Genomic DNA, 13242 nt, shown 5'->3' with positions numbered 1-13242 from the left:
ATTCGCTGAACGCGCAACCGTTTCTCCGGGCAGATAACTGCCTCGACTTTTTTCACCTTCGACAGCAACTCGTGCCCTGCCAGCCGCCGAGGTTGCGTAGCCACGTCCGCATGCCCGGCAAGGTTCCTCAAGATGGAGTCCCTCCGATGTATGCGCTAATGGCTGTAGTGTTCGTCATAGGCTATCTATGCATAGCCTTTGAACATCCGCTGAAAATAGACAAGGCTGCCGCGGCAATCCTCACCGCGGTGTTGACCTGGACCATTCTGGTACTGGGTGCCGACCAGATACTTCCGCTGCTGCAGCCGGGCAGCCATGACCCGGCGGACTCGTCTGCCGTGGTGGTCGAAGCGCTGCGCCACCACCTCGGCGAAGTGTCGGAAATCCTGTTCTTCCTGCTCGGGGCGATGACCATCGTCGAGCTGATCGACTCGCACGAAGGCTTCAAGGCCATCACCGACCGCATCCAGACGCGCAAGCGCGTGCACCTGTTGTGGATCATAGGTTTCCTGACCTTCTTCCTCTCCGCGGCGCTGGATAACCTGACCACCACCATCGTCATGGTTTCGCTGCTGCGCAAGCTGATCCGCGGCCGTCCCGAGCGCTGGTTGTTCGTCGGTGTCGTAGTGATCGCCGCCAACTCCGGTGGCGCCTGGTCGCCGATCGGTGACGTGACTACCACCATGCTCTGGATCGGTAATCAGATCACCGCCTCGGGCGTCATCGTCAACCTCTTCATCCCTAGCCTGGTGTGCCTGCTGGTGCCGCTGATCATCCTCAGCTTCACCCTGCGCGGCGAAGCTCCGCGGCCGCGGCCGCGTGCCCACCTGGCGGAGAAGCATCCGCCGACCACCACCGTGTTCGAGCGCAACCTGGTGCTGGGGCTCGGCCTCGCCGCCCTGCTGTTCGTGCCGATCTTCAAGACCGTGACCCACCTGCCGCCGTACATGGGCATTCTCTTCGGCCTCGGCGTGCTCTGGGTGACCACTGAGTTCATCCACCGCAACAAGAACGACGAGGACAAGCATCCGCTCTCGGTGGTCGGCGTACTGCGCAAGGTGGACACCCCCAGCGTGCTGTTCTTCCTCGGCATCCTGCTGGCGGTCTCCAGTCTCGCCACCGCGGGCCATCTGACCCAGGTCGCAACCGCGCTGCGTGAATCGCTCGGCCACATCTACGCGATCAACTACGCCATCGGCCTGCTCTCCGCGGTCGTCGATAACGTGCCGCTGGTAGCCGGTGCAATGAAGATGTACCCGCTGGTCAGCGAGAAGATGCTGGCGGCAACCGCAGCAGAAGAACTTGGCTGGATGTCCCAGTTCGTCGTCGACGGCAATTTCTGGGAAATGCTGGCTTACTGTGCGGGTACCGGAGGTAGCACGCTGATCATCGGTTCTGCCGCAGGTGTCGCCGCCATGGGCATGGAGAAGATCAGCTTCACCTGGTACATCAAGCGCGTCAGCCTGCTGGCCTTCCTCGGTTACACTGCGGGCGCCGCGACCTATATCGGCATGCTCGCCCTGCGCTGAGCCATCGCCCTGCCGGGTCGTTGCCGCCGAAAGGCGCCACCAACGACCTGGCCAGGGACCACGCATGACCGTCAGCAAAACCAAAACCAGTTTCTACCGTCGACTCTACGTCGCCTGGCTGATCGACAGCGGCAGCGCCACCAGCGTCCCGGCGCTGATGGCAGCAACCGGTATGCCGCGGCGCACCGCCCAGGACACCCTGGCCGCGCTCGCGGACCTGGACATCGATTGCACGTTCGAGCAGGACGACGGTGAACGGCATAACGCCGGCCACTACGCCATCCGCGACTGGGGCGCGATCGACAAAGGCTGGATCGAGCGAAACCTGAAGCACATCAGGTCCGTCCTTGATTACCCCTGATCACCCATGAACACCGATCTGCTGCTGGTCCTCACGCTGCTGACGGGCTGTGTCGGCCTGTTCGCGCTGAACAAGCCGCGAATGGACGTGGTGGCGGTACTGGCAATGGTCGCCCTGCCGCTCACCGGCGTGCTCAGCGTGCAGGAGGCACTGGCCGGCTTCAGCGATCCGAGCGTGGTGCTGATCGCCACGCTGTTCGTCATCGGCGACGGCCTGGTCCGTACCGGCATCGCCTATCGCCTGGGCGACTGGCTGATGCGCGCCGCTGGCAGCAGTGAAACGCGTCTGCTGATCCTGCTGATGCTGGCGGTCGCCGGGCTCGGCTCGGTGATGAGTTCGACTGGCGTGGTGGCGATATTCATCCCGGTAGTGCTCGGCATCGCCAATCGCATGAAGGTCTCACCGCGGCGGTTGATGATGCCCCTGGCATTTGCCGGGCTGATCAGCGGCATGCTGACCCTCGTGGCGACGCCGCCCAACCTGGTGGTCAACAGCGAGCTGCGTCGCGCCGGCCTCGAAGGTTTCGCCTTCTTTGCTTTCACTCCGATCGGTCTGACGATCCTGCTGCTGGGCGTCGGCTACATGCTGCTGGCGCGTCGCTGGCTCGGCATCGACAAGCACAGCGAACCCCTGGAGCAACGGCATACCCTGGCCGACCTTGCGCAGAACTACCGGCTGGACGAACGCGAGCGGCGACTGCGGATATTGCCGGGGTCGGTCCTGGCCAACCAGGCGCTTGATGCGTTGCAACTACGCAGCCAATACGGCATCAACGTGATCGCGGTGGAACGCCACGAGCGCCTGCGCAACCTGCTGTTGATGGCCACCGGCAACACCGAACTGTTTGTCGGTGATGTGCTGCTGGTCGATCTCGCCAGCCCGGCCATCGGCCTGCTTGGCGCCTACCAGGAACTCGGCCTGGAACCGTTGCAGCTCAGCACTTCCTACTACGCCGACCATGCACGCGAGCTGGGCCTGGCGGAGGTCGCCTTGCCGCCGGACTCGCGCCTGCCTGGCAAGACGATCCAGCAACTGGGCTTTCGCAGCCGGCACAAGCTCAATGTCGTCGGGCTGCGGCGCAACCGCGAAGCGCTGCAGGGGCTGCTGGTGGACGAGAGACTCAAGCCGGCCGACACCCTGCTGGTCGCCGGCAGCTGGAAGCACATCCACCGCCTGCAGGGGCTGAGCCGCGATTTCCTGGTGCTGAGCCTGCCTGCGGAAGTGGACGACGTCGCCCCGGCCGCCAACCAGGCCCCCTTTGCGCTGCTCGGGTTGACGGTGATGATCGTGCTGATGGTCAGCGGTGTGGTGCCCAATGTGCTCGCCGCGCTGATCGGTTGCCTGGTCATGGGTCTGTTCCGCTGCATCGACATGGACAGCGCCTACAAGGCGATCCACTGGCAAAGCCTGATACTGATCGTCGGCATGCTGCCGTTCGCCTTGGCGTTGCAGAAAACCGGCGGCATCGCCCTGGCGACCGCCGGGCTGGTCGGCCTGCTCGGCGACGCCGGTCCGCATGCCCTGCTCGCCTGCCTGTTCCTGCTGACCGCGCTGATCGGACTGTTCATTTCCAATACGGCGACGGCTGTGCTGATGGCGCCCGTCGCGCTTTCCACCGCCGAACAGCTGGGCGCCTCGCCCTACCCGTTTGCCATGATCGTCGCGCTGGCCGCCTCGGCCGCATTCATGACGCCGATTTCCTCGCCGGTGAACACCCTGGTACTCGGCCCAGGACAGTATCGCTTCGCTGATTTCGTACGCATCGGTGTGCCCTTCACACTCCTGGTGATGGCGGTTTCCGTGGCGCTGGTTCCGCGGCTGTTCCCGCTTTGATCTACCTGGCAGCGGATCGCCGGCTCACCTGCCGCTGTCGAAAAGTGGCATGGCGGCGGTAAGGTCCAGCCGTTAAGCTCCAGCTCTCATTCTAAAAAGAACAGATTCCATGCCTCAGCGCGTCGCCCTGTTTCCGGTCCTGCTGGCCGGTGCCGTCCTGTTGTTGGTCGTCCACGGCCTTGGCCGCTTCGTCTATACCCCGCTGCTGCCCTGGCTGGTGGAGGACGGTCTGCTGACCGTGAAGGAAGGCGCCAGCATCGCCAGCTGGAACTACCTCGGCTACCTGATCGGCGCGCTGCTCGCGGTGCGCTGGCATCGTGTCGCACAGATCCGCCGCACCCTGCCCTGGGCGCTAGGGCTTCACGTATTGAGCAGCCTGCTACAGACCCAGGCCGAGTCCGCCGATGCCCTGGCTGCCTTGCGCCTGGCCAATGGCATCAGCAACGGCCTGGTGTTCGTCCAGGCGCCCTCGCTGATCCTCGAATGGCTGGCACGCCAGCAGCGCGTGTCCTCCAGCGGTCTGGTCTATCTCGGTGTATGCGTCGGCCTGATCCTCTCCAGCCTGCTGGTGAGCCTGAGCGATGGTTTGCTGATGGGCGCCGAACGCTGGTGGCCGGCGGCGCTGCTGTCCATACCGCTGGCGTGGTGGGGCTGGCGCCAGCTGTCGCGACTGGACGTGCCTGACGAGGAAAAGGTCCATCCTTCGGAGGAGCCACCCAGCGGCAAGCTGCTCGATCGTTCCAGTACACCGCTGTTTCTTTCCTACGCCGGTGCCGGCATGGGCTACATCCTGCCGATGACGTTCCTGCCGATGGTCGCGCGCCTGCAGGTGGAGCCAGGCGATTTCCTGATCGGTGGCAGCTGGCTGGTGGTCGCACTGGCAACGCTGCCGTCGCCCTGGCTGTGGAATCGCCTCGGCGTGCGCATGGGCGACGACATCGCCTTGCGCCTGAGCTATCTCACCCAGCTGCTCGGCGTGCTCGCCGCGCTGCTGCTGCCCGGCGCCGTCGGCATCCTGCTGTGTGCGGTGCTGGTCGGCGGGACCTTCCTCGGTACGGTACTGCTGACCCAGCGTCTGGCGCGGGCGCTGCATCCACACCAGGGGCCGCGGCTATCAGCGGCGCTGATCGCACTCTACGGCCTGACCCAGCTCGCCGCACCCTGGCTGACGAGTATCTGGATGGGCATGGGCGGCAGCCTGCACAGTGCCTTCTGGCTCGGCGCGGGTGCGCTGCTCTGGGGGCTGTTCTGGATGCTGATGGTGCCGCGTCGTCGCTAGCATCAAGCCTATCCGCCAGCAGCGGTTGTGGGACAATGCGTCCCCCAGCCGCCATTCCCGCTGATCACATGCCGCGCAAATCTCCGAGCCCACCCCCGCCATCTGCCCGCGCTGAAGCCAAGGCGGTGCTGCATCCACGCAACCGCCACACCGGCCGCTACGACTTCCCCACGCTGATCGCCGGCTGCCCGGAGCTCGCCGAGCATGTGATCGTCAACCCCTACGGCAAGCAAAGCATCGACTTCGCCAATCCGGATGCGGTGAGGGTGTTCAATCGCGCGCTGCTCAGGCAGTTCTACGGAATCCAGCACTGGGACATTCCCCCAGGCTACCTGTGCCCGCCGGTGCCAGGGCGCGCCGATTACCTGCATGGACTGGCAGATCTGCTCGGGCAGAACGATGCCAGCGCCATTCCCCGCGGCGCGGCCATTCACGCGCTGGACATCGGCACTGGCGCCAACTGCATCTACCCGCTGATCGGCCATCGGGAATACGGCTGGCGTTTCACCGGCAGTGACATTGATGCCACGGCCCTGGCCTCGGCACGCACCATCGTCTCGGCCAACAGCCTCGCCAAGGCCATCGAATTGAGGCAGCAGGCAGCGCCGAAGCATATCTTCAAGGGAGTGATCCTGCCGGAGGATCGCTTCGACCTGACCCTTTGCAATCCGCCCTTCCATGCATCGCAGGCCGAAGCCAGCAGTGGCAGCCAGCGCAAGTGGCGCAACCTGGGCAAGCTTGACCCCAGCCGCAAGCTGCCCGCGCTCAACTTCGGCGGTCAGGCGGCAGAGCTCTGGTGCGAGGGTGGCGAAGCGGCTTTTATCGCGCGCATGGCGGAGGAAAGCGCCCTGTTCGCAGGACAGGTCTACTGGTTCAGCACATTGGTATCGAAGGGGTCCAACGTGGCGCCACTGGAGACACGGCTCAAGCGCCTCGGTGCCCGCCAGGTGCACACGCTGGACATGGCTCAGGGGCAGAAGAAGAGCCGCTTCGTTGCCTGGACGTTTCTCACCGAGGCTGAGCAGGCGAATTGGCGCGCCGAGCGCTGGCCGAAAGGCTGAAATTCAGGCAGGCACCCTCGCAAGGGGATTAGACGGCAACGTCCCAGAGCTGCTTGTTCTTCAACGCCATGGTCTGGATATAGCGCGGCTCGCCGTTGATCTCTTCCAGCTCGGTCATCCCGGCCAGCTCGCCTACCACGCGATAACGCTTGCCTACACGCTTGTCCTTCAACGGATAAAGCTTGGCGATCTGTTGGGCGAGTTCGGTAAGAGTGGACATTGCTTGTTGCTCCATTGACTGCGTGCCGCAGGTATTTACCAACTGTTGATGACGGTTATGCGACAGCCGAGCCGTGGAACAGAAGTCCCAAGGCCGCCGCTTGTTCACAGGCGTACATGCACAAAAGCCGGTAGCGTGCTGCTAAGAACCGGCGATTTGCTCTTAACTTCTTCTACGCCGCTTCGCTTTGGAGCAACGAATTTCGAATTGATTCCGTCACGTTCGTCGCGGTTTACGGACTACAGACGTGGCCATCGCAGCGGTAAACGCCGGCGGCGCGACCAGGCAGGCTGGTCACGTTTGAAGAGGGAATCACGAGATCGCACAGGTACCGGCTTCAGCAGGTACCCAGGCCCATCTGCAGCAGCGCCAGGCCGCCGCGCTGCCACCCCCACCAGGCAAGCGCCAGCAGGGCGAGCAGCAGCGCGCCAGCAATAACGAGCCAGAGCGGCTTCATCAGTTGACCTGCGCCTCGCGCAGACGCTCGACTGGCTGCTCACGAATCGGCCAGTTGAGCACCGCCGCCATCAGGCTCAAGGCGATCGCGATCTGCCAGACCAGGTCGTAGCTGCCAGTGCGGTCGTACAGCCAGCCGCCAAGCCAGCCGCCGAAGAACGAACCCAGCTGATGGAAGAGAAAGGCGATGCCGCCAAGCATCGACAGGTTGCGCACGCCGAACATGGTCGCCACGGTGCCGTTGGTCAGCGGCACCGTGGACAACCAGAGCAAGCCCATGGCGATACCGAAGGCATAGGCGCTCCAGACACTCAACGGTGCCAGCAGGAAGATACTGATCACCACACCGCGAATCAGGTACAGCCCGGCCAGCAGCTTTGGCTTGGAATAGCAGCTGCCCAGCCAACCGGCGGTGTAGGTGCCGACGACATTGAACAGCCCGACCAGTGCCAGAACGGTGGTGCCCACCTGGGCCGGCAGATGCTGGTCAACCAGATAGGCCGGCAGGTGCAGACCGATGAAGACCACCTGGAAACCGCAGACGAAGAAACCCAGAGCCAGCAGGCGGAATCCGGAATGCCCGGCCGCCTCGCGCAGCGCCTCACCCAGTGACTGCTGCGTGCCGGGTGCAGCGGGCGCCTGCGCCGGGCTGCGCATCATGCCCGCAAGCGGCACGATCAGCGCGACCAGCAAGCCCAGCGCCAGCAGTGCCGAGGACCAGCCCAGCCATTCAATCAGGCCGAGGCTGCCCGGCAGCATGATGAACTGGCCGAAGGAACCGGCGGCACTGGCGATGCCCATCGCCATGCTGCGCTTCTCCGGCGGCACTGCCCGCCCCACTGCACCGAGGATCACCGAGAACGAGGTGCCCGAAAGCCCCAGCCCGATCAGCAGGCCGGCACTGAGTGTCAGGGTCGCCGGTGAATCGGAAACCGCCATCAACGCCAGCCCCACGGCGTACAGCACACCACCGATCAGCACCGCGCGTGCCACGCCGAAGCGATCCGCCAACGCGCCGGTCACCGGCTGCACCAGTCCCCAGATCAGGTTCTGTATCGCAATGGCGAAGGCGAATACCTCACGGCCCCAGCCGAACTCGGCACTCATAGGCGGCAGGAACAGACCGAACCCGTGGCGCACGCCGAGCGAAATCGCAAGGATCAGCGAGCCACCAGCGAGAATCCAGGCAGAGTTGCGCCATGCAGCGGTCATGAGTGTCATTCCTCGAAGAAAAGGCGACCAGTTTACTCAGTTAAGCCTTTCTTTCGTCACCCCATGTGTCCGATCGGGTGCCCTCCGCTCTCGCGGAACGCTAAAGCGCCATCAACCCTACGGCCATCAACAACGGCGTCGCTACGCTGACCGCGGCGTTCAGCCCCAATGCCGGCAGCAGGCGTTGCGCCTGCAGCGGTTCGCGACGCAGCAACCATGCCGCGCGCAGGGCCAGCGGCAAGGTCAACAGGCCGAGTGCGCCACCAGCCAGACCGGGCTGTGCCAGCACAGCCAGAAGCACGCCGTAGGCCAGCAGCCACTGCACAAGCGCCACGCGCACGGCGTTGGCGCAGCCGATATGCATCGGCAGGGTACGCCGGCCGACAGCGCGGTCGGCATCAATGTCCGGAAACTGGCCGAGCAAAAGCAGGTTGTTGCAGAGCAGCAAGGGCGTCAGGATCAACCACAGATCGCCGAGATCCGGCGCCCCGCCCAGAACGATGCGTGTACCCAGCACCATGAGCGCGAATCCCAGGCCCGGCGCGAACAGGCACAACCAGGGATGGCGGGTCAGCCAGGGCGTGTAAAGCAGCACCAGGAGCAGCCCCGCCAGACCGATCGGCGCCAGACTGAGCAACAGCTGCGGCTGGCGCAGCAGGAAGAACAGGCCGATCAGCGCGCAGGTCAGCAGGCTGCCGAGACCGAGCAGCAACGTGCGACCCAGCAGATGCGGATGGGTCACCAAGGTACCGCTGCCGCCACTGAACGAGGTACGGCGGGTCTGCAGGTCCAGCCCACTGCGGTAATCGCCCCATTCGTTGAGCGCATTGACTGCCACATGAGCGGCCAGGGCGCCGAGCAGTACCAGCAGCGCATCACTGAAGGACATCGCCTCCGCTCCCCCGCGCGCGGCCAAGGCCACGCCGAGCGCCACGCAGCTCAGCGTGAGCAGCAGGAAACGACCGCGCGCCACACCCAGCCAGTCCAAGGTTCCGCTCATCTGTCCTCTCCCGCTGTCGTCTTGTGTACGGCAGGCTAACCCCGATTCTGCAAGGCGTCCTTGACACAGGTCGGCTCCGCCAGATGGCCGCTTCGGCTGACAGGCACGCGCTACCCGCTCTCGGGTAAACTGGCCAACCTGTTGCATTCCAGCCGTGAGACCGCCATGCCCATCCGCCACTGCATCGTCCATCTGATCGAGAAAAAGCCGGACGGCACCCCCGCCGTGCTCCACGCCCGAGACTCCGAGCTGGGCAACTCCCAGGCCATCGAGAATCTGCTGGCCGATCTCAACGAGAGCTACAACGCCAAGCAGGGCAAGGCCTGGGGCTTCTTTCACGAGGAATCCGGCGCCTACCCGTTCAGCGGCTGGCTTGCGCAGTACATGGAAGGCAATCAGGACTTCACCGCATTCAGCCGCCAGGCAGTCGAGCATCTGCAGAAGCTGATGGAAGAATCCAACCTGTCCACTGGCGGCCACGTGCTGTTCGCTCATTACCAGCAGGGCATGACCGACTACCTGGCCATCGCCCTGCTGCACCACAGCAACGGCGTCACCGTCACCGACTCGCTGGATGTCACCGAAGCCCGGCACCTCGACCTCGGCCAGCTGCACCTGGCGACGCGGATCAACATCTCCGAGTGGCAGAACAACAAGCAGTCCAAGCAGTACATCTCGTTTATCAAGGGCAAGAACGGCAAGAAGGTGTCCGAGTACTTCCGCGACTTCATCGGCTGCCAGGAAGGCGTCGACGGCCCGGGCGAAACGCGCACGCTGCTCAAGGCGTTCAGCGACTATGTCGAAAGCGAAGACCTGCCCGAGGAAAAAGCGCGGGAGAAGACCAGCGCGCTGGTCGGCTACGCCAGCAGCCAGGCGAAGATCGGCGAACCGATGTCGCTCGAAGAGCTCTCCGGGGTGATCGACGAGGAACGTCCGCGCGCCTTCTACGAGCACATCCGCAACAAGGATTACGGTCTGTCGCCGGAGATTCCCGCCGATAAACGCACGCTCAACCAGTTTCAGCGCTTCACCGGACGCGCCGAAGGGCTGTCGATCAGCTTCGAGTCGCATCTGCTGGGCTCGAAGGTCGAGTACGACGAGGCTCGGGACATGCTGATCATCCGTCAGCTGCCGACTCAACTGAAGGACCAGCTCAAGCGGCGCAAGGACTGACCGCGTCATGCGCCTGGCGGACGCCATTCTCGATGACTGCCTGTGCGACCCGGCGGCGCCGCTGGCGCGCGATCCGGCACGAGGCTACGGCCTGGACAAAGCACAGGCTCAAGCACAGCTGGCAAGCCTGAAGGAATGGCTACGCGTGCAGCAGACCATGCTCTGGGCCAACCGCCGCGACGCCCTGCTGCTCGTGCTGCAGGGGCCGGACTGCTGCGGCAAGAACGGCGTGATCCGCCGCGTGCTGGGCGGCCTGGACCCGCTGGGGCTATCGCCGCACAGCTTCCAGGCGCCCAGCGAGAACGAACGCCGCCACGACTTCCTCTGGCGCTACCGGGAGCGGCTGCCGGCACCCGGCATGCTCGGCGTATTCAATCGCAGCTACTACGAAGCGCTGATCAGCGATCTGCGCGACGGCCTGTGCTCGCCTGCCGATATTCCGCAGCGCGAGGCCGCAATCCAGGTGTTTGAGCGCGAACTGCCGGTCGCTGGCATCCACCCGCTCAAGTGTTACCTGCAGCTATCTGCCGGCGAGCAGAAGCAGCGCTTGCATCGGCGCCTGGAGCAGCCGGAAAAACGCTGGAAGCTGACCCTTGGCGATCTGCGGGACCACCGCCACTTCGCCGAGCAACAGTCGCAATGGGCCGAGGTGCTGAGCAGAAGCCACAGCGGCGAAGCACCCTGGTACGTGATACCGGCCGACCACCGCTGGTTGCGCGACCTGCTCGTGGCCAGCCTGCTCGCCCGCGAGTTCGAGCGCCTGGCGCTCGCCTGGCCGACACGCCCGGCGCCGTTCAGCCATGCCGATCTGGACAGCACGCCATGAAGCGTCTCGCTCTGGCGCCGCTGCTACTTTTGCCGATGCTGGCGCAGGCACAGCAAGCCGGCCCAGCAGCGGAGCTGTCGGTGGACGAGGTCCGCTTCACGGTCGCCAATTCCGAATTCACCCTGATGCACGAGATGGGGCATCTGCTGATCAGCGAGCTGCAGCTGCCGGTACTGGGTCGTGAGGAGGACGCCGCCGACCAGCTCGGCTTCATGGGCCTGTTCCTGTTGCAGCAGGAACAGCACCGTGACGATTTCTACGCCAAGCTGATGGACGTCGCCGACTACTGGCGTCTGGAATGGCAGAACGCCGAACGCAACGGCACCGAACTTCCAGTCTGGGACAGCCACGCGCTGGATGCGCAGCGCTTCTACAACATCGCCTGCCTGGCCTATGGCAGCGACCCGGACCGGCTCGACTGGGTGCTGGAGGTCAGCGGGTTGCCGGTGGAGCGCGCGCTGTACTGCCCCGAGGAATACGCGCAGGCGGCCCACGCGGTGCAGTGGTTTCGCGACCACTTCGGCCGCAGCGACAAGCGACCGGCACGGCATCGCATTCGGGTGATCTACGACACGCCACCCGGCCATCTGCCGGGCGGTACCGAGCTGCTGGAAAAGATTCGCACCAGCGGCGAACTGGAGGCGGTCGCGGCCAAGGCCAGCGAGGCCTTCGACCTGCCCCGCGACCTGAGCTTGCGCATGAGCACCTGCGGTGCTCCGGATGCCTGGTTCAACCGCATCAGCGGCGAACTCACCCTGTGCTACGAGCGCATCGCCTACTTTCGCGACCTCGCCGCGGAACTGCCGCGGCTGCGCCGCGTGTCAGCCCCGCCGCACTAGCGTTCAGCGCGCCTCGATCCGATAGCCCACCCGCGGGAAGTGCACGTGCACGACACCGGTTCGATCATCGCTACGGCGCAGGATCAGCTCCTCGAGGCCGGCAAATACCAGCTCGCCCTCGACCGGATCGGCGCCGTAATCCACCGCAGCGATCGCAACCTGCTGGCCTTCGTGGAAGCCGTTTGGATCGGCAAAAGTCTCATCCGGTAGCGCAGCCGGCTCGGCTTCCAGCGCCATGCGCAAGGCATCTTCAGCCGACAGCTCGCTGCTCGAGCCATGCCCGACGCCCAGGACCTTGGCGAGCCAGGCACTGACCTCCGGATAGGTATCCACCAGCGGCGACGTAACGGGTGTGGCACGCAGGAACCAGAGGCAATGTGCGACGGAGAAGTCGGCAATCGATGGCGCCGAACCCAGCAGGAACTCGCCCTCCTCGCGCGCCAGTTGCTGCTGCAGACGCGCCATGAAGGTCGGCCAGTCGTTCTTCGCCTGCTCCAGCGGAACGCGACTGACCGAACCATTGGCGAACAATTGCGCACGGTCCTTGCTGAAGGTCTGGACGAACTCCTTGGGCACCTGGGCGAAGCGCACCGCCATGGACTCAGGCTGGAACACCAGGCTCACCGCATTCAGGAACAGCACCGAATCGGCCCACTTGGCCAGCGTCGCTGCCGCAAATTCCTGCCCCTCGGGAAACAGCGCCGGCGTGGCCTTCTCGGCTTCGAGACGACGGGCAATCAACGCGGTATCGCAATAGATGTCGGCACCGACCTGCAGTACCGGGGTGCGTCGATAGCCCCCGGTCAGCGCGGTGAGATCGGGCTTGGGCATGACCGGGGGGATCATTACCGAGCGCCAGGACAACTGCTTGAAACCCAGCATCAGACGCGCCTTTTCGGCAAAGGGCGAGGTGGGATAGTGGTGCAGGATCAGCTCGTGCATGGCAGGCTCCGCCAAGTGTTAGATGAGAACGGGGAGCATCAGCTTAGACGCTCCGCCCGAGGGAGCCTACCGGCTGATTAATGCATCATTCACGCAAGCGAAGCGGCGAGTGCCACAAGGCGCTCCTTGGCACGCTTGTCCAGACGCTTGATGGCGATCTCCCGCCGCAGCGCATCGCCCTTGCTGGCGCAGGCCTCGACGTAGACCAGCGCCTGTGCCGGACTGGAATGGAAGAAACGCGCGCCGCGTCCACGCTGATGCTCGGCAAAGCGCCGCTGCGCATCGTCGCTGATGCCACAGTACAGCGCACCGTTGGCGGCGCGGACCAGGTAAACGAACCAGGGTTTGGGCATAACCTCGGTCATGGAAGGGAAAGCCTCGATACAACGGCAGATCGGGTCGGCATTATGCCCAACTCCTGCGCCACAGCCAGTTGCCGGCAGGTTTGTCCTGCGTCCCCGACGCCGCTCGCCTAGCAGAGAGCCGGTTTGCTGTCCAGATATGGTGGCGG

The 13242-nt window shown here is 64.6% G+C and carries 13 protein-coding genes; 8 read left to right on the top strand and 5 right to left on the bottom strand.

The window, feature by feature from the left end; translation table 11 throughout:
• Positions 1-146 precede the first annotated feature (146 nt).
• The 5 genes from nhaD to rlmF all read left to right on the top strand — a co-directional run bounded on the left by nhaD (position 147) and on the right by rlmF (position 6063).
• The gene (gene nhaD / locus EA798_RS04840; protein WP_122098246.1) at positions 147-1529 is read left to right on the top strand and encodes a sodium:proton antiporter NhaD; all 1383 of its coding nucleotides are present in this window, start codon (positions 147-149) and stop codon (positions 1527-1529) included.
• A gap of 64 nt (positions 1530-1593) precedes the next feature.
• Entirely contained in the window at positions 1594-1890 is a 297-nt protein-coding gene (locus EA798_RS04835) for a winged helix-turn-helix domain-containing protein (protein ID WP_106157917.1), read from the top strand.
• 6 nt (positions 1891-1896) lie between these two features.
• The gene (locus EA798_RS04830) at positions 1897-3723 is read left to right on the top strand and encodes an SLC13 family permease (protein ID WP_122098245.1); all 1827 of its coding nucleotides are present in this window, start codon (positions 1897-1899) and stop codon (positions 3721-3723) included.
• 109 nt (positions 3724-3832) lie between these two features.
• On the top strand, positions 3833-5002 hold the full coding sequence (locus EA798_RS04825) for a YbfB/YjiJ family MFS transporter (RefSeq protein ID WP_122098244.1): 1170 nt from the start codon (positions 3833-3835) through the stop codon (positions 5000-5002).
• A gap of 68 nt (positions 5003-5070) precedes the next feature.
• Positions 5071-6063, top strand: a complete 993-nt coding sequence (rlmF, locus tag EA798_RS04820; RefSeq protein WP_122098243.1) for a 23S rRNA (adenine(1618)-N(6))-methyltransferase RlmF — start codon at positions 5071-5073, stop codon at positions 6061-6063.
• Positions 6064-6091: 28 nt separating this feature from the next.
• Here the strand turns inward: rlmF and EA798_RS04815 are convergent, their stop codons facing one another.
• The 3 genes from EA798_RS04815 to EA798_RS04805 all read right to left on the bottom strand — a co-directional run bounded on the left by EA798_RS04815 (position 6092) and on the right by EA798_RS04805 (position 8951).
• On the bottom strand, positions 6092-6283 hold the full coding sequence (locus tag EA798_RS04815) for a hypothetical protein (protein ID WP_003298204.1): 192 nt from the start codon (positions 6281-6283) through the stop codon (positions 6092-6094).
• 456 nt (positions 6284-6739) lie between these two features.
• A complete protein-coding gene (locus tag EA798_RS04810) occupies positions 6740-7951 on the bottom strand; it encodes an MFS transporter (protein ID WP_106157914.1) in 1212 nt (403 codons plus the stop codon).
• Positions 7952-8051: 100 nt separating this feature from the next.
• Positions 8052-8951 (bottom strand): prenyltransferase, encoded by a 900-nt coding sequence (locus tag EA798_RS04805; protein WP_106157913.1) that lies wholly within the window; start codon positions 8949-8951, stop codon positions 8052-8054.
• A 165-nt stretch (positions 8952-9116) separates the two neighbouring features.
• On the opposite strand from EA798_RS04805, the gene yejK reads away from it, so the two are divergent.
• The 3 genes from yejK to EA798_RS04790 are packed head-to-tail and all read left to right on the top strand — an operon-like array spanning position 9117 to position 11789.
• On the top strand, positions 9117-10124 hold the full coding sequence (yejK, locus tag EA798_RS04800) for a nucleoid-associated protein YejK (RefSeq protein ID WP_041013178.1): 1008 nt from the start codon (positions 9117-9119) through the stop codon (positions 10122-10124).
• 7 nt (positions 10125-10131) lie between these two features.
• The gene (locus EA798_RS04795; RefSeq protein WP_122098242.1) at positions 10132-10950 is read left to right on the top strand and encodes a polyphosphate kinase 2 family protein; all 819 of its coding nucleotides are present in this window, start codon (positions 10132-10134) and stop codon (positions 10948-10950) included.
• Complete coding sequence (locus EA798_RS04790; RefSeq protein ID WP_122098241.1) at positions 10947-11789, top strand: DUF4344 domain-containing metallopeptidase; 843 nt, start codon at positions 10947-10949, stop codon at positions 11787-11789. Before EA798_RS04795 ends, EA798_RS04790 begins: the two co-directional genes overlap by 4 nt.
• A 3-nt stretch (positions 11790-11792) precedes the next feature.
• Here the strand turns inward: EA798_RS04790 and EA798_RS04785 are convergent, their stop codons facing one another.
• Both EA798_RS04785 and EA798_RS04780 read right to left on the bottom strand, forming a co-directional pair.
• Positions 11793-12731, bottom strand: a complete 939-nt coding sequence (locus EA798_RS04785; RefSeq protein ID WP_122098240.1) for a glutathione S-transferase family protein — start codon at positions 12729-12731, stop codon at positions 11793-11795.
• 89 nt (positions 12732-12820) lie between these two features.
• Positions 12821-13096: a GIY-YIG nuclease family protein gene (locus tag EA798_RS04780; protein WP_106157909.1), complete on the bottom strand. Its 276-nt coding sequence runs from the start codon at positions 13094-13096 to the stop codon at positions 12821-12823.
• Positions 13097-13242: the final 146 nt, after the last annotated feature.

This window comes from Pseudomonas songnenensis, from assembly GCF_003696315.1.
GTDB lineage: Bacteria > Pseudomonadota > Gammaproteobacteria > Pseudomonadales > Pseudomonadaceae > Stutzerimonas > Stutzerimonas songnenensis.
The sequence above is the reverse complement of the archived record's forward strand: the minus strand, read 5'-3'. Positions and strand labels throughout refer to the sequence as shown.